This is a genomic window from Curtobacterium sp. ODYSSEY 48 V2, assembly GCF_023712625.1.
Taxonomy (GTDB): Bacteria; Actinomycetota; Actinomycetes; order Actinomycetales; family Microbacteriaceae; genus Curtobacterium.
In genome coordinates, this window is record NZ_JAMAXX010000002.1 from 451,934 (window position 1) to 469,727 (window position 17,794).

General features: G+C 73.2%; 7 protein-coding genes, 1 tRNA gene and 1 other RNA gene. 6 read left to right on the forward strand and 3 right to left on the reverse strand.

Annotated features, from left to right (window positions below):
• The first annotated feature begins 171 nt into the window (after nt 1-171).
• Together M3666_RS04880 and M3666_RS04885 are read left to right on the forward strand one after the other, a co-directional pair.
• Entirely contained in the window at nt 172-1,428 is a 1,257-nt protein-coding gene (locus M3666_RS04880; protein ID WP_251154627.1) for a multidrug effflux MFS transporter, read from the forward strand.
• Nucleotides 1,429-1,495: 67 nt separating this feature from the next.
• Nucleotides 1,496-3,487: a helicase HerA-like domain-containing protein gene (locus tag M3666_RS04885; RefSeq protein WP_251154628.1), complete on the forward strand. Its 1,992-nt coding sequence runs from the start codon at nt 1,496-1,498 to the stop codon at nt 3,485-3,487.
• Between the two features lie 40 nt (nt 3,488-3,527).
• On the opposite strand, the gene M3666_RS04890 is transcribed toward M3666_RS04885, so the two are convergent.
• Together M3666_RS04890 and M3666_RS04895 are read right to left on the reverse strand one after the other, a co-directional pair.
• Nucleotides 3,528-4,172, reverse strand: a complete 645-nt coding sequence (locus tag M3666_RS04890) for a hypothetical protein (RefSeq protein ID WP_251154629.1) — start codon at nt 4,170-4,172, stop codon at nt 3,528-3,530.
• 330 nt (nt 4,173-4,502) lie between these two features.
• Nucleotides 4,503-4,590, reverse strand: a tRNA-Ser gene (locus M3666_RS04895).
• 122 nt (nt 4,591-4,712) lie between these two features.
• Between M3666_RS04895 and pta the strand changes: the two genes are divergently transcribed.
• Both pta and M3666_RS04905 read left to right on the forward strand, forming a co-directional pair.
• Nucleotides 4,713-6,821 (forward strand): phosphate acetyltransferase, encoded by a 2,109-nt coding sequence (pta, locus tag M3666_RS04900; protein WP_251154630.1) that lies wholly within the window; start codon nt 4,713-4,715, stop codon nt 6,819-6,821.
• Between the two features lie 75 nt (nt 6,822-6,896).
• Nucleotides 6,897-8,093: an acetate kinase gene (locus M3666_RS04905; RefSeq protein ID WP_251154631.1), complete on the forward strand. Its 1,197-nt coding sequence runs from the start codon at nt 6,897-6,899 to the stop codon at nt 8,091-8,093.
• Between the two features lie 237 nt (nt 8,094-8,330).
• Here M3666_RS04905 and M3666_RS04910 read toward each other — a convergent pair whose 3' ends face one another.
• Nucleotides 8,331-9,005, reverse strand: a complete 675-nt coding sequence (locus M3666_RS04910; protein WP_251154632.1) for an SDR family oxidoreductase — start codon at nt 9,003-9,005, stop codon at nt 8,331-8,333.
• Between the two features lie 36 nt (nt 9,006-9,041).
• On the opposite strand from M3666_RS04910, the gene ffs reads away from it, so the two are divergent.
• Both ffs and M3666_RS04920 read left to right on the forward strand, forming a co-directional pair.
• Nucleotides 9,042-9,138, forward strand: an RNA gene (ffs, locus tag M3666_RS04915) — signal recognition particle sRNA small type.
• Nucleotides 9,139-9,671: 533 nt separating this feature from the next.
• Nucleotides 9,672-17,675 carry a choice-of-anchor G family protein gene (locus M3666_RS04920; protein WP_251154633.1) on the forward strand — a complete coding sequence of 2,668 codons (8,004 nt, stop codon included), beginning with the start codon at nt 9,672-9,674 and terminating at the stop codon, nt 17,673-17,675.
• Nucleotides 17,676-17,794: the final 119 nt, after the last annotated feature.

Below are 17,794 nucleotides of genomic sequence, written 5' to 3' on the forward strand. Positions count from 1 at the left end.
CGGTCGGGGCGTCGCGAGAGCGCTCACGCAGCCCGTAGGATGGTTCCGGGGCCGAATCGATTCGAGTCGACCCGCCCCGGTCCTGCTCGGTCGGCCCTGACGTCCACCACGTCGACGGCGACCGCCCCGATCCCGTCTCTCCTGCACCCGACCCCCTGTGAAGGACCGCTCGTGACCGCGCCCGCCACCACCGGCTCGCTCCGCGTCGTGCTGCACCCCGGTGACTCGCTCACCCGGCGGCAGCGCCTCGTCTACGTCTTCGTGCTCGGCGCGCTCACCGCGCTCGGGCCGTTCACCATCGACCTGTACCTGCCGGCGTTCCCGTCGCTCGAGCGCGAGTTCGGCATCAGCGAGGGTGCGGTGCAGCTCACGCTCACCGCGACCACGCTCGGGTTCGCGGTCGGGCAGCTGCTCGTCGGGCCCTGGAGCGACAAGGTCGGCCGGCGTCTGCCGCTCATCATCGCCACCTCGGTGCACGTCGCGGCGTCGGTCGGCGCAGCGCTCGCGCCGAACGTCGAGGTGCTCGCGCTCTTCCGCGTCCTGCAGGGCATGGGGGCCGCGGCCGGCGGTGTCGTCGCGATGGCCACCGTGCGCGACCTGTTCGGCGGCAAGCCCCTCGTCCGGATGCTCTCGCGCCTGGCGATGGTGAACGGCCTCGCACCGATCCTCGCGCCGCTGATCGGCTCGCAGATGCTGCAGTTCGTCAGCTGGCGCGGCGTCTTCGTGTTCCTCGCGTGCTACGGCGCGGCCGTCGTCATCGCGTCGTCCCTGCTCATCGTCGAGACCCTGCCGCCGGCTCGGCGGAAGGAGGCCGGCCACTCGACGATCGGGCAGCGATACAAGGCCCTGCTCTCCGACCGGATCTTCGTCGGCGTCGCGCTCATCGGGGCGATGGTCTTCAGCGGGCTCTTCTCGTACCTGTCGGCGTCGCCGTTCCTGTTCCAGACGGTCTACGGCCTCGACGCGCAGCAGTACGGCCTGCTCTTCGCCGTGAACTCGATCGGCGTCGTCGTCGGCGTGCAGGTGTCCTCGCGCCTGGCGCAGCGGGTCGGCCCGCAGTGGATCCTCGCCTGCTCGACGGCGACGCTGTTCGTGTCCGCCGTCGCGATCGTCGTGCTCGACCAGCTCGGTGCGGGTCTGGTCGGGGTCCTCGTGCCGCTGTGGTTCTTCATCGCGGCCTGCGGGTTCACGTTCCCGCTCGTCCAGGTGATCGGTCTCGCCGCGCACGGGAAGGAGGCCGGCACCGCCGCGTCGCTCCTCGGCGCACTGAACTTCGGGGTCGCCGGGCTCGTCTCGCCGATCGTCGGGTGGCTCGGCATCACCGCGGCAACGCCCATGGCGAGCGTGATGGCCTGCACGGCGGCGGTCGCCGTCATCGTCCTCTGGGTGGTCGTCCGGCCGCGGACGGTGCCGGCGCTCTCGCACTGACGCGTCGCACAGCCGGACGTCGGCCCACGAGCGGACCGGAGGGTCGACGCGTCCGTATGCTGCGGACATGACCGACGCGGTGGAGCAGGCACGGGCAGCGGCAGCAGCGGCGCAGGCGGCGGCCGAGGAGGCACGTCGGCTTGCGGACGAGGCGGCTCGGCGGGCCGAGGAGCTCGCGGCGGCGCTCAGCCGGGCGGCCGACGCGAGCGCGGCACCGGAGGCGACCGGGGCGCCCGACGCGAGCACGGCCGCAGGCGGGACGACACCGGGGACAGCCACCGAGCCTCCGGGCCGCGCGCCGCTCGACGCGACCACCACGCCGGAGGCGACGATCGCGTCGACCACACCGCCGAGCGCACCGCAGTCCGGCCCCCTCGGGCCGGAGGCCGTCGACGCGATCCGCACCGGGTACGCCGTCGAGGGCACCGCCCTGGAGCTCGGTGCCCTCGTCAACGGCCGCCCGCTGCCCGACGTCCAGGTCCGGATCCCGCTCGGCATGCTCAACCGGCACGGCCTCGTGGCCGGTGCCACCGGCACGGGCAAGACCCGCACGCTCCAGTTGCTCGCGGAGCAGGTCGCCGCGAACGGCGTCCCGGTGTTCGCGGCCGACGTCAAGGGCGACCTGTCCGGACTCGCCGTGGCCGGGCAGCCGGACGAGAAGCTCCTCGCCCGCACCGAGGCGATCGGTCAGGACTGGCGCGGCGTCGCGAGTGCGGTGGAGTTCTACTCCCTCGGCGGGCAGGGCACCGGTGTGCCGATCCGGGCGACCGTCTCCGGGTTCGGCCCGCTCCTGCTGGCCAAGGTGCTCGGCCTCAACGCGACGCAGGAGTCCTCGCTCGGGTTGGTGTTCCACCACGCCGAACGCGCCGGACTGCCGCTCGTCGACCTGTCGGACCTGCGCGCCGTGCTGACCTACCTGGTGAGCGACCAGGGCAAGGTGGAGCTCGCGGAGCTCGGCGGGTTGTCGAAGCAGACCGCCGGTGTGATCCTGCGCGAGCTGGTGACCTTCGCCGACCAGGGTGCGGACCGCTTCTTCGGAGCACCCGAGATCGACACCCGTGCGTTCCTGCGCACCGCCCCGGACGGCCGCGGGATCGTGAGCCTGCTCGAGGTGCCGGGCGTGCAGGACCGGCCCGAGGTGTTCTCGACGTTCCTGATGTGGCTGCTCGCCGACCTGTTCAACGAACTCCCCGAGGTCGGCGACACCGACCGGCCGGCGCTCGTGTTCTTCTTCGACGAGGCACACCTGCTCTTCTCGGGGTCGTCGAAGGACTTCCGCGAGCAGGTCGTCCGCACCGTGCGGCTCATCCGTTCGAAGGGTGTCGGCATCGTGTTCGTCACGCAGACGCCGAAGGACCTGCCCGACGACGTGCTCGCACAGCTCGGCTCGCGGGTGCAGCACCAGCTCCGTGCCCACACGCCGGACGACGCGAAGGCACTGCGGGCGACCGTGTCGACGTACCCGACGAGTGACTACGACCTGGGGGAGGTCCTGACCTCGCTGGCGACCGGCGAGGCGGTCGTGACGGTGATGAACGAGGACGGCGCACCCACGCCGGTGGCGTGGACCCGTCTGCGCGCGCCGCAGGGATCGATGGACGCGCTGCCGTCGGACGTCCTGGAGGCGCTGGTCGCCTCGTCCCCGCTCCTCGCCCGGTACGGCACCACCGTCGACCCCGAGTCGGCGCGTGAGCTCCTGGCCGCCCGCATGGAGTCCGCCGCCGCGGACGCCGCCGCAGCGCAGGCGCAGGCGGACGCCGAGCAGGAGGCTGCGCGCGCCGCCACGGCGGCGGCGAAGGAGGCGGCCGCGCAGGCTGCGCGGGACGAGCGCGAGCGGAAGGCCGCACAGGCGGAGTACGAGCGGACGCAGCGCGAGTTCGAACGCGCGGAGCGGGCAGCGGCGGGTCGCCGGTCGCGATCGACGTCGACACGGACGTCGCGCTCGGCCGGGCGCACTGCGGACGACCCGCTCGGCGGACTGCTCGGGAACGGCCTCGGGCAGACCATCGCGAAGGAGGTCGTCCGGGGCATCTTCTCGACGCTCCGCCGCCGCCGCTGAGCTGCTGCCGGCGCGGTGCCGCGCGTCGCCCCGGCCGGTCTCAGCGGGTCAGGAGGCCGACGGTCTCGACGGCGAGCAGGCCGGCGACGATGCACGCGGTCGCCGCGCCCACCGCGAGCACGCCCCCGCGGCGCTCGTACCAGGTGCGGCTCGTGGGCCAGCGGCGCGTGGCCTCGCGGACGTGGACCGGTCGGCGCTCGTGCTCGACCGGCACGCCCAGCACCTCGACCACGCGGTCGAGGGCGTCGTCGCCCCAGACGTCGCCGCGCAGCCGGAAGAGGTGCGTGCCGTCGGCGTCGAACGCGAGGAGCTCCCGCGTGGTGCGGTCGGGCGACGCGCCGTACGTCGGGGTGACGACCAGCCGGTCGATCCGCTCGCGGGCGATGCGACGGTTCGGGGTGAGGACCGCGTTCAGGGCGACGACGTCCGCGTCGATGCCGAAGAAGGCCTGACCGAGTCGGACGAAGAGGACCCCGACCAGCACGGCGACGGCGACGACGAGCCCGGCGACGAGGGCCCACCAGCGTTCCGGCAGCGAGGCCCAGACGAGCGCGACGGCGAGGGGGACGGCGGAGCAGACCACGCTGAGGACGGTCGACCGGACGAGGGAGCGCCGCGGGCGGAGGACCACGTCGTGGACCGGCGTCCGCAGACGCCCGGCAGCTGACACCGTCGCTTCCCCCACCTGGGTCTCCTCACCCCTCGGGCGCACGGGCAGGCCGAGTCGCCACCCCGCGGGCGACGCCCCTGCCGCCCGCTGCACCGTGTCCGACCCGTCCCGGGGTCGTCCGTCTGCACAGGATAGGGCGAAGCGGGGGCGGAGGACAGCCCGTTCCACCCCCGTTGGGCGTTTCCCGGCCAGGACGGGCCGAGCGGGGTGCGATCGTGTCCCGCGAGTGGGGGACTCCACAGGCCGCAGCCGGGGCCGCGCCGGTCGGGAGCCGTGCCGACGGGGACGTGCGCCACCCGGGAACGACGAAGGGCGCGTCCTGCTGGACGCGCCCTTCGGTACTGCTGGCGGAGAATGGGGGATTCGAACCCCCGAGGGCTTGCACCCAACACGCTTTCCAAGCGTGCGCCATAGGCCACTAGGCGAATTCTCCTCGTGCCACCTCGCGGTGACGACACCCCATGGTACAGGTTCGCGGGGGTGGTCACGACCACGTCCGTCCACGGCCCCGTCGGCTCCCAGAGCGCACGGTGTGCCCGCGACTAGCCTGGAGGGGTGTCGACCCGCATCTACATCACGTCAGCAGAAGGACACACGGGCAAGAGCACCGTCGCGCTCGGTGTCCTCGAGACCCTCGCACGCTCCGTCGGACGCGTCGGCGTGTTCCGACCGGTCGCACGGTCGGTGGCCGAGCCGGACTACGTGCTCGAGCTCCTGCTGCAGCACAGCGCGGTGGGGCTCTCCTACGACGAGGCCGTCGGCGTGACGTACGACGACGTGCACGCCGACCCGGACGCCGCCCTCGGCACGATCCTGAACCGGTTCGCCCAGGTCGAGCGGCAGTGCGACGCCGTCGTGGTGCTCGGGTCCGACTACACCGACGTCGGCAGTCCGACCGAGCTGTCGTTCAACGCCAAGGTCGCGGCGAACCTCGGCGCGCCCGTGCTGCTCGTGCTCGGCGGTCGGGACTCCTCGGAGCGTGGCGTCCGCACGCCCGAGGCGATGGCGCAGGTCGCGGACGTCACCACGAGCGAACTCCGGGCGGCGCACGCTCAACTGCTCGGCGTCGTCGTGAACCGTGCGGACCCGGACGCCCTGGCCGCGATCGTCCGGAGCGTGGAGCACGCCGTGCGCGACGACCACCCGGACACCCCCGTGTGGGCCATCCCGGAGGACCGGGTGCTCGTGGCGCCGACGGTGCGCGCCCTGCTCGAGGCGACGGGCGCCACGCTCGTCCGCGGTGACGAGGCGCTGCTCGACCGGGAGGCCCTCGGCACGGTGGTCGCCGGCATGAGCATGGAGAACGTGCTGCCGCGGCTCATCGAGGGCGGGATCGTCGTCGTGCCGGGGGACCGCAGTGACGTGCTCCTCGCGACCGTGCTCGCGAACCAGTCCGAGACCTTCCCGAGCCTGGCGGGCGTGATCCTCAACGGCGGGTTCGAGACCTCGCCGCAGATCACCCGGCTGCTCGAGGGCCTGTCGAGCTCGCTGCCGATCGCCCGGAACGACCTCGGCACGTACGACACCGCGCTCCGCATCACCCACACCCGGGGGCGCCTCGCCGCGGACTCACCCCGCAAGGCCGACCTGGCACTGGCGCTCTTCGAGCAGCACGTCGACGCCGACGCACTGCGCGACCGCCTGCAGCTCACCCCGTCCGGGGTCGTCACGCCGCTCATGTTCGAGCACGGGCTGCTCGACCGCGCGCGTGGGTACGGCAAGCGGATCGTGCTGCCCGAGGGCGACGACGACCGCATCCTGCACGCGGCGTCGACGCTGCTCGCGCGACAGGTGTGCGAGCTCACGATCCTCGGCGAGCCGACGTCGATCCGGGCACGCGCCATCGAGCTCGGCCTCGACCTCGACGGTGCACAGCTCGTCAGCCCGTTCGACCCCGAGCTGCGCGAGCGCTTCGCCGAGGAGTACACGCGGCTCCGAGCGCACAAGGGCATGTCGATGGAGCTCGCGCGCGACACCGTCACCGACGTGTCCTACTTCGGCACGCTCATGGTGCAGCTCGGACTCGCCGACGGCATGGTGTCCGGGGCGAAGCACACCACCGCGCACACCATCCGACCGTCCTTCGAGATCATCAAGACCCGGCCGGACACCTCGATCGTCTCGAGCGTGTTCCTCATGGCGCTCGCCGACCGCGTGCTCGTCTACGGTGACTGCGCGGTCATCCCCGACCCGAGCAGCGAGCAGCTCGCCGACATCGCGATCTCGTCGGCGGAGACGGCCACGCAGTTCGGCATCGACCCGCGCGTCGCGATGCTGAGCTACTCGACCGGCGACAGCGGCACCGGTGCGGACGTCGACAAGGTGCGTGCCGGGACGGCCTTCGTCCGGGAGCGCCGCCCGGACCTGCTCGTCGAGGGACCCATCCAGTACGACGCCGCCGCCGATCCGACGGTCGCCCGCACGAAGATGCCGGACTCGCCCGTGGCGGGCCGGGCGACGGTGTTCATCTTCCCCGACCTCAACACCGGCAACAACACGTACAAGGCCGTGCAGCGCTCGGCGGGTGCGGTCGCGATCGGACCCGTCCTCCAGGGCCTGCGCAAGCCGATCAACGACCTGTCCCGCGGTGCGCTCGTCAGCGACATCGTGAACACGGTCGCCATCACGGCCATCCAGGCCGGCACCGCGACCGACGCGGCCTGACCGACCATCGCCGACCGCGACCAGCCCACCCGCCCGCACCGCGCCTCCAGACCGTCCCGAGAAAGGCACCCCACCGTGACCGCAGCCCTCGTCGTCAACTCCGGATCGAGTTCGTTCAAGTACCAGCTCATCGAACTCGAGGGCGAGCGCACGCTCGCCTCCGGGCTCGTCGAGCGCATCGGGGAGTCATCGGGGGCGTGGAAGCACACCAACGCGCTGACGGGGGAGTCGTCGTCGAACGACGCGGCGTCCGTGCCCGACCACGCGGCCGGCTTCCAGGCGATGATCGACGCCTTCGCCAAGGTCGGGCCGTCGTTCGACGAGCACCCGCCGGCGGTCGTCGGACACCGCGTCGTGCACGGGGGGACCACCTTCGACGCGGCCACCGTCGTCACCGACGAGGTCGAGCAGCAGATCGAGGACCTGAACAGCCTCGCGCCGCTGCACAACCCCGCGAACCTCGAGGGCATCCGCGCGGCGAAGCAGGTGTTCTCGGACGTGCCGCACGTCGCCGTCTTCGACACCGCGTTCCACCAGACCATGCCGCCGCACGCCTACACGTACGCGATCCCGGCCGACCTCGCCGAGCGGTACCGGATCCGCCGGTACGGCATGCACGGGACGAGCCACAAGTACGTGTCCGAGCAGACCGCGGAGTTCCTCGGCCGCCCGCTGGCCGAGCTGAAGACGATCGTGCTGCACCTCGGCAACGGGGCGTCGGTGGCGGCGATCGACGGCGGGCGGTCGATCGAGACGTCGATGGGGCTCACGCCGCTCGAGGGCCTCGTGATGGGCACGCGCTCCGGCGACCTCGACCCGGCGGTGCTCATCCACCTGCACCGCGAGGCCGGCATGTCCTTCGACGACCTCGACACGATGCTCAACAAGCAGTCCGGTCTGCTCGGCCTCACGGGCAACGGCGACATGCGCGACGTGCAGGACGCGGCGCTCGGTGGCGACGACGAGGCCGAGGCGGCGCTCGCCGTGTACCGGCACCGCATCCGCCGCTACGTCGGGGCCTACACGGCGCAGCTCGGCGGGCTGGACGCCGTCGTGTTCACCGCCGGGGTAGGGGAGAACAACGCGCTGCTGCGGCGGCGCGTGCTCGCCGGGCTCGAGCACCTGGGCATCGAGGTCGACGCCGACCGGAACGAGCTGCACTCGAAGGAGGCCCGGCTGATCTCGACCGACGCGTCGCGGGTCGCGGTGCTCGTCGTGCCGACGAACGAGGAGCTCGAGATCGCCCGGCAGTCGGCGGCGGTCGCGCTGTAGGGCTGTCGGGCTGGTGGGCCGTCGGGCCGTCGGGCTGGTGGGCCGTCGGGCCGTCGGGCTGGTGGCACGGCGCGGCGCAGCGTGGCGCCTGGTGCTGCGCCGTCGCCGAGACGCCGCCAGCTCGTCGAGACGCCGCCAGCTCGTCGAGACGCCGCCACTTCCGACGGCGTCTCGCTCGGTGGACGGCGTCTCGCGCTGACGCCGGCGTCTCGCGCTGACGCCAGCGTCCCGCCCGCGTCAGCTCAGGGCGTGCAGGGCGGCCGGGATCGGGGTGTTGCCGCTCGTCACCTCGAACTGCACCCCGACGGCGGTGTCGTCGAGCAGTGCGTGCAGGACGAGGGCGGCGACGTCCGCACGGGGGATCGACCCGCGGGGGACCGTCCGGCCGACGTGCACCGTGCCCTGCGGCGGGGTGTCGAGCAGTGCTCCCGGCCGGATGATCGTCCAGGCCAGGTTCCGCATCCGGATGTTCGCATCGGCCTCCGACTTCGCCCGGAGGTACACCTGGAAGACGTCCGCCTCCGTCCGGGCAGGGACCACGGCACGCTCGCGGTCGTAGGCGTCGGCACCCATCGCCGACACCATCACGTACCGCTGGATCCCGATCCGCTCCGCCGCGTCCGCCAGGGTGATCGCCGCGTCGCGGTCGACGGACTCCTTGCGGTCGGCGCCGCTGTTCGGCCCGGCACCCGCGGCGAAGACCACGGCGTCGACGCCACGGAGGCGCAGCGCCAGCTCGTCGTCGTTCACCTGCTCCAGGTCGACGACCAGGGCCGTCGCGCCCTGCTGCTCGACGTCGGTCACGTGGGCAGGGTTGCGGATGATCGCGACGGCGTCGTGGCCCGCGTCGGTGATCAGGCGGGCGAGGAGCAGTGCGATCTGGCCGTGTCCTCCGGCGATGGCGATCTTCATGTGTCCGATACTGCCCGGAGCATCCGGTAGACTTCCGGAGGCTCCTCACGTGACGCCATCCAGGCCAACTCCCCCAGGGCGGAAACGCAGCAAGGGTAACCGGGCTCTGGCGGGTGCGTGAGGAGTCTTCTTCGTTCCGGGGCGAGGACGCAGCCGGAGCGACCGGGGCTGTGTCGTCCTGTGCGTGAGGAGTCTTCTTCGTTCCGGGGCGAGGACGCAGCCGGAGCGACCGGGGCTGTGTCGTCCTGTGCGTGCGGAGTCTTCTTCGTTCCGGGGCTGTGTCGTCCGGTGCACGGGAAGTCTTCGCCGTTCTCCGGCAGATCCGCGATGGTTCCGGTACGCCGAGCGGACTCGCCGACGAAATCTCGTGCAACCTCGTGCGCGGTTCCTGTTCATGTGTAAAGATCACCCTCAGGAACCCCCAACCAGGGTTCCGACCCTCTCCCGTCTCACCAGCGGGGGAGTCCGAGGATCAGGTGGCAGGCGAGCCTGCCAGGAAACGGGACACGCATGCGCAGGCACGTGTCGCTCCGGGGTACCCCTGTGCCCGCAGGAGCGGTCAACTGGACACGATGGATCACCGGCGACGGGAACCGGGCTCGACGACGAGCTCCCGGTGACCGGAGCCTCCTCCTGCGCGGCGGTGTCGTCGCCACGGTGACGGCATTGCTCGCCGCCACCGTGGCGATCCAACCGGCTGCAGCGGCGCAGACGGACGTCGCCGAGGCCGAGGGCTTCCTGCTCAGCGGTTCCGGCATCGTCGACGTCGACGCGCTCGCCCAGCTCCGCGGTGCCTACTCCGCGAGCAGCGCGAGCACGGTCGGCGGGACGACGAACCAGCCGCTCGACCTCACCGCGCTGAACAGCTTGGGCGTCCGACTGTCGAACAACGTCGACCTGCTCGGCGCGAACGGCATCCTGACGCTCGGTGTCGACGGGCAGTTCGCGACGACCTCGCAGACGGGCGCCCGCGGTTCCTCCGGCCTCGTCGGCAACGACGGGGCGATCGGCGTCGGGAGCGGCACCGGGGCCGGTGCGTCGACGCTGAACCTGAACCCGCTGCTGACCCGGGTCCGCGCGGACTCGACCGTGCTGTCGAACGCGCAGCTGCAGGTGGGCGCGCTCGCCTCGACGATCAGCGCCACACGTGGTGCGACGGTGAGCACCGCGAGCGACTACCGCATCGCCGGCGCGAACCTGCAGCTCACCAGCCCCGCGGTGTCCCGACTCGCGACGACCCTGCGGGCGAACGTCGCGCCGCTGTCCGCCTCGGTGAACACCGCGCTGAGCGGAGCGGTGACGACCGACGCGGTCACGGGGGCGTTGGGATCGCTGCTCTCGCCGCTGGTGTCCGTTCGGAACACGAGCGTCCAGACGACCGCGAACCTCGATCTCGGGCCGACCATCGACGGGGTCCTCGCGCAGCCGATCACGGACGGTGCGGTGACCATCACCCCGTCGACCGGTTCGATCACCGTCGACCTCGACACGTTGACGCGGCTCAACGACCAGCCGGCGAACACCCCCGTGCTCACCGATGCGGCGGTCGCCGCGATCAACAGCAGCATCACGAACATCCTCGGGACACGGCTCCCTGCCACCCTGAGCACCGCCGTCACGAACGCGGTCGACGCCGCACGGGTGCGCGTCCAGGTCAGTGCCACGCTCCGCGCGGCCGGGGCGGTCAACCTGCCGATCAACGTGACCGTCGACTCGACCATCGGTGCGCTCGCCGTGTCGGGCGCGGCCACGCCGCAGGTCTCCGTGTCGACGGGAACGATCCTCGGGATCAACGTCGCCCCCGTGCTCGGGACGCTCGTCAGCGGCACCGTCGTCCCGGCCCTCCAGACCGCGGTGCGGCCGCTGGCGAACTCCGCCGCCCTCACCCAGCTCAGCACCACGCTCACCACCACCACGACCGCCGTCGCGACGGCGCTCTCGCCCGTCGTGCTCCTGCTCCGTCAGGTGGTCGACCTGACGGTGAACGCGCAGGACGACCCCCGCTTCCGCGACCCTCGCGGGTACGACCCAGGGGCGCAGAGCGTGACCGCCCTGCGCCTCACGGTGCTGCCGGGACTGAACGCCGCGACGGTCGACCTCGCCACCTCCACGGTGCGCGCCACGGCGTTCCTGGCCCCGACGATCACCGCACCCACGGCAGGGCAGCAGTTCAGCGTCCCGACCGACACCTCCACCCGCTCGGTGACGGTGCGCGGGACCGGTGAACCCGGTGCCGGCATCGCGCTCGCCGCGGGCGGTGGCCTGACCGCCCCCGCGACGGTCGCCCCCGACGGCACCTGGACCGCCACACTCGCGGACGTCCCGGTCGGGGACCGGACCGTCACCGCGACGCAGACGGTCGGCGGCGCCGCCGCTGGCACCGCGACGCAGGCCTTCTCGGTCGTCGCGCAGCGTCCGCTGGTCATCGACACGCCCACTGCCGGGCAGCAGTTCACCACGACCGGGACCACGACCCCGGTGACCCTCACCGGCACGTCCACCGCGAACGCGCGGATCGACGTGACGATCGGCGACGACGTCACGGCGAGCGGCACGGCGGACGGCAACGGCGTCTGGAGCGTCCCTGTCGACGCGGTCCCGGTCGGGCTGCAGACGGCCAGCGTGACGCAGACCGTCGGCGACACCACCTCGGCCGCGGTGACGCGGGACTTCGAGGTCGTCGCCGCTCGGACGCTGACCATCGACACTCCGGCCCCCGATGCGGTCCTGCCGCTCGTCGGGGACACCCGCGCCGTCGTGCTCACCGGTGCTGCCGAGGGCGGTGCCCGCGTCGACGTGACGCTCGGCGACGGTCTGACCGCCACCACCACGGCGAACACGAACGGCACCTGGACCGCCACGGTCGAGGACGTCCCCGCGGGCGACTACACGGCCACGGCGACCCAGACCGTCGACGGCACGACGAGCGCTCCGGTGACCCGTGACTTCTCGGTCACCGCCGTTCCCGGCATCACCATCGAGGAGCCGACCGACGGAGCCGTCCTGACGGTCGCCGACGCCACGTCGACCACCCCGGTCACGGTGACCGGCACCGCTGCGCCGAACGCGTCCGTCGCGGTCGACCTCGGCGGCTCCTTCACGGCGATCACCGAGGCGGACGACGACGGCGACTGGACCGCCACCTTCCCGGGGGTCCCGGTCGGTGAGCGCACGATCACCGCGACGCAGACGGTCGCCGGCACCACCTCGGCGCCCGTCACCTCGGCCTTCGAGATCGCCGTCGGTGCCCCGCTGACGATCGCGACCCCTGCGGACGGCGCCACCGTGCCCGTCCTCGACGCCGACTCGACCGCCGACCTCGACGTCACCGGGACCGCCGAGCCCCGGGCCCGGGTGTCGGTGTCGCTCGGCGGCGGCCTCACGGCCACGACGACGGCCGACGGAGACGGTGACTGGAGGACGACGGTCGAGGACGTGCCCGTCGGTCGGTACACCCTGACCGCGACGCAGACCGTGAACGGCACGACGTCGCCGGCCCAGCAGCGGATCGTCTCGGTCGTCCCCGCGGCAGCGCTGCAGGTGACCGCACCGGTGCAGGGCGCGACGACCGTGGTCGCGAACGACGACGACACGGTCGACGTCGACGTGACCGGGACGGCGCAGCCCGGTGCCGAGATCGACGTCGTGCTCGACGAGCGAGCACCCGTCACGACCACGGTGGACGACGACGGCACCTGGTCGGTGGCCCTGCCGGACGTCGGGACCGGCGGTCACACCGTGACGGTCACCCAGACCGTCGGTGGACAGACCTCGCCGGCGATCGAGCGGGACATCTCGATCGAGGTCGGCGACGACCTCGAGATCACCGCTCCCACCGAGGGGCAGGAGATCCCCGCCACGAGCACCGGCGACGCGTCGGTCGTGGTCCGCGGGACCGCGGAGCCGGGTGCGACCGTCTCCGTCAGCATCGACGGGGCAGCACCCGTCGCCGTCGTGACCGGCCCCGCGGGCAACTGGGTCCTCGACCCGGTGCAGCTCGGGACCGGCCAGCACACCGTCGAGGCCGTGCAGACCGTGAACGGCACGACCGGTACCACCGAGACGCGGGACTTCACCGTCGTCCCGGGCACCGCCATCACCATCGACAGCCCGGCCGCCGGCTCGCGCTTCGTCGTGGTCGACGGGGACGCCACCGCCACGGTGACGATCAGCGGTGTCGCCGAACCCGGCGCAGCCGTGACGGTGACGGTCGGTGACCTCGAGCTCTCGACCACCGCAGGCGACGGCGACGGGACCTGGTCGGTCGACGCAGCGGGGCTCGCCCCCGGTGACTACACGATCGACGCGGCACAGTCGCTGAACGGCGCGAACACGGACGCCCTGCCCGTGGGCTTCCTGGTCGACGCTGCGGCGCCCCTCGCCGTCACGGCTCCCGGCACGGCGGCGATCACGGTCGCCGGTGACGACGTGACCCGTGACGTGACGGTCACCGGCACCGGGCACCCCGGCGCGGCGATCGTCGCGACGATCGACGGCGAGGAGCCCGGAGCGACGACCACGGTCGCCGCCGACGGGAGCTGGTCCGTCACCTTCGAGGACGTCGGCGTCGGGACGCACCCGGTGTCGGTCACGCAGACGCTGCCCGGCCGGGTCTCCAGCCCGGCGACGTCCGACCCCGTGACCCGCGACGTCACGCTCGTCGCCGCGGACGACGTGCTCATCACGTCGCCCGAGGACGGCGCGGTCCTGCTCGTCCCGGACGATGACACCACGCGTGACGTGACGGTGTCCGGCACGGCAGAGCCGAACGCACCGGTGACGATCCGCGTCGGCGACGCCGAGGCCTCCACGACCGCGGACGACGGCGGCGACTGGACGGTCACCGTCGGCGGCGTCGGCGTGGGCGAGCAGACGGTCACGGCGACGCAGACGGTCGGCGGCACCACCGCCTCCAGTGCGGAGCAGACGCTCACGGTGCGCGCAGGCCGACCGCTCGCACTCACCAGCCCCGACGACGGTGACGTCATCACGGTCGCCGACGCGACCGGTACGGCCGACGTCGTGGCGGCCGGTACGGCCGAGCCGGGCGCTCCGGTGACCGTCACGCTCTCCACCGGGGAACAGGCGACCGTCGAGGCGGACGACGACGGACGGTGGACCCACACGTTCACCGACGTGCCGACCGGTGACCACACCGTCCGGGCGACGCAGGTCGTCGGCGGGATCACCTCGGCACCCGTCAGCGCCGGAGTGTCGGTGCGCGCCGGGGCGCCGCTGACCGTCACCACGCCGGCCGGCGCCACGGCCGTCACGGTCGCGGACGACGACGCCACCACCGACGTGGACTTCGCCGGCACCGGCGCGCCGGGGGCGACGGTCACCGTCGACCTCGGTGACGGCGGCACCGCCGAGACGGTCGTCGGCGACGACGGCACCTGGGCGACCACCGTCGAGGACGTCCCGGTGGGGTCCTGGACGGCGGCGGTCACGCAGTCGGTGAACGGCACCACGAGCGCCCCCGTCACGCGACCGGTCTCGGTCGTCGCCGCGGCGGAGCTCGTCGTCCGGCAGCCGGAGGGCACCGTCACCGTCGCGGACGTCGCCGCCACGACGACCGTCACGGTCGCCGGTGACGCCGAGCCCGGCGCCACCGTGACGGTGACCGTCGACGACCGAGACCCGGTCGACGTGCCGGTGGGCGACGACGGCACGTGGAGCGTCGACGTCGACGACGTCGCGGTCGGTGAGCACGTCGTGTCGGCGACGCAGACCGTCGCCGGCTCGACCTCGACCACGCCGGTCGAGCGTCCCTTCGAGGTCGTCGCGGCAGCGCCGGTCGTCATCACCGCCCCCGCGGACGGGGACGAGGTGCGGGTCGCCGACGAGGACGCCACGACGACGGTCACGGTGCGCGGCACCGCGGAGCCCGGCGCCACCGTGGTGGTCGACCTCGGCGGCGGGCGTGATGCCACGACCGAGGCCGACGAGGACGGCGACTGGGCGGTCGACGTCCCCGGTGTCCCCGCGGGCACCACGACCGTCAGCGTCACCCAGCAGGTCGGCGGCACCACGTCGCAGCCGGTCACGGTCGCCATCGAGGTCGTGGTCGCGGCACCGCTGACGATCGCCACCCCGGCCGACGGGTCCACCGTCACGGTCGCACAGGACGACTCCCTCGCGACGATCGTCGCGAACGGGGCGGCCGAGCCCGGTGCCGAGGTCCGCGTGACCCTGGACGACGGCGACGAGCAGACCGTGACGGCGACCGACGCCGGCACCTGGAGCGTCCGGTTCGACGGCGTCGCGACGGGTGAGCACACCGTCCGGGCGACGCAGACGGTCGACGGGTCCACCTCGGGTCCGGTCGTCAACACGTTCACGGTCGAGGCCGGTGCGCCCCTGACGGTCAGCACGCCGACCGACGACCAGGTCGTCACGGTGCCGGCGTCCGACCCGACGGTCGACCTGCCCGTGGCGGGCACCGGCGAGCCCGGTGGCACGGTCACCGTGGTGGTCGACGACGGCGACCCGATCGAGGTGCCCGTCCGTGACGACGGCACCTGGGACACGGTCGTACCGGGCGTCGGTCCCGGCGACCACACGGTGACCGTCGGCCAGGAGGTCGGTGGCACCACCTCCGACCCCGTCGTGGTGGACGTGACCGTGGACGTCGCCGACGAGGACGCCGTCGTCATCACGACGCCGGCGGCCGGCAGCACCGTCCGGATCGTCGGTGACACCACGCCGGTCCGGGTCGTGGGCACGGCAGCGCCCGGCGCAACGGTGTCGGTCACGATCGACGACGGCACCGCCGTCGCGACCACGGCCGACGACGAGGGCGACTGGACGGTCACCGTGCCGGACGTCGCGCTCGGCGGCCACACCGCCTCCGCCACGCAGACCGTGGACGGCCGGACCACTGCAGCACCCGACGTCGCCTTCACCGTCGCCGCCGTGGCCCCGCTGCAGGTGACCGCCCCCGTGGACGGCCAGGTGTTCCCGACGGACCAGGACACGGTCTCCGTGCCGGTCAGCGGGACCGCCGAGCCGGGCGCCACCGTGACGGTCGACATCGACGGCACCACGGTGTCGACGACGGCCGGTGCGGACGGCTCCTGGACGGTGACCGTGCCGGACGTCCCGGTCGGCGACCACACCGTGTCGGCGACGCAGACGGTCGGCGGGGCCACCTCGGCCCCGGTGACCAGCGGCATCAGCGTGGTCGCCGCGCAGGAGGACGACGTCGTCATCACGGACCCGACCCCGGGTCGCCTCTTCGAGGCCCCCGGGCTCGACAGCACGACCACCGTGCCCGTCTCCGGGACTGCCGCAGCCGACGCCGCGGTCGAGGTCCGGCTCTCGACCGGGCAGGTCCGGACGACGACGGCCGGCGGCGACGGTCGCTGGAGCGTCACCTTCGAGGAGGTCCCGGCCGGTGACTGGACGCTGCAGGCGACGCAGACCGTGGACGGGGGCACCTCCGACTCGCAGGTCGTGCCGATCGTCGTCCGGGTCGCGGACCCCCTGACGGTCACCTCGCCCCTGCCCGGGGCCCGGCAGACGGCCGGTGCCGACGGCACCGCCACCTGGCAGGTCACCGGGACGGCGGACCCGGGTGCGACCGTCACGGTCCGCAGCGACGCGGGAGACCCCGTCGTGACGACTGCGGCTGCCGACGGCTCCTGGTCGGTGTCCGTGGAGCTCGGGGTCGGCTCGCACACCTTCACGGTGACCCAGACCGTCGAGGGTGCCACGTCCGCCGCCCAGACCGTGCCCGTGGTGGTGGTCGCCGCCCAGCCGGGTGAGCCGGGGCAGCCGGGTGAGCCGGGGCAGCCCGGTGAGCCCGGTGAGCCCGGTGAGCCCGGGCAGCCGGGGGAGCCTGGGGAGCCGGGGCAGCCCGGTGAGCCTGGAGAGCCGGGGCAGCCCGGTGAGCCTGGAGAGCCGGGTCAGCCTGGTGAGCCTGGTGAGCCTGGAGAGCCTGGGGAGCCGGGTCAGCCCGGTGAGCCGGGTGAGCCTGGGCAGCCCGGTGAACCTGGTGAGCCCGGTGAACCTGGTGAGCCCGGAGAGCCTGGAGAGCCTGGTCAGCCTGGTCAGCCTGGTCAGCCTGGTCAGCCTGGTCAGCCTGGTCAGCCTGGTCAGCCCGGTGAGCCCGGTGAGCCCGGTGAGCCCGGTGAGCCCGGTGAGCCTGGTCAGCCTGGTCAGCCCGGGGAGCCCGGGGAGCCCGGTGAGCCCGGGGAGCCGGGTCAGCCTGGTCAGCCCGGGGAGCCTGGAGAGCCGGGTCAGCCTGGTCAGCCCGGGGAGCCTGGAGAGCCGGGTCAGCCCGGTGAACCGGGCCAGCCGGGCCAGCCGGGCCTGCCGGGTGGCTCCGGGAACGGAGCCGGCACCGGTACCGGAGTGATCGGTACCGGCAACGGATCGGGTCTCGCTGCCGGCAACGGATCGGGTCTCGCTGCCGGCAACGGTTCCCTCGGCAACGGATCCGGCAACGGCAACGGATCCGGCAACGGCAACGGCAACGGCAACGGCAACGGCACCGGCACCGGCACGGGATCCGGATCCGGATCCGGCAACGGTTCCGGTCGCGACCTCGCCTTCACCGGTGCGGACGTCGCCCCGCTCGCGGGTGCCGCCGGCGGCCTGGTGGTCCTCGGATTCCTGCTGCTCGGTCTCTCCCGACTGGCACGCCGTATCCGCCGCGGGCGCGCCTGACCGTCCGCCCACACCGACCGCACCGCGCCTCTCGTCCGTCGTCACGACGGCCGGGAGGCGCGGTGTCGTCCCGCCCCTCGTCGCCCCCTCCACAGGTGGTCGCCGAGGGCGTCGCGCTG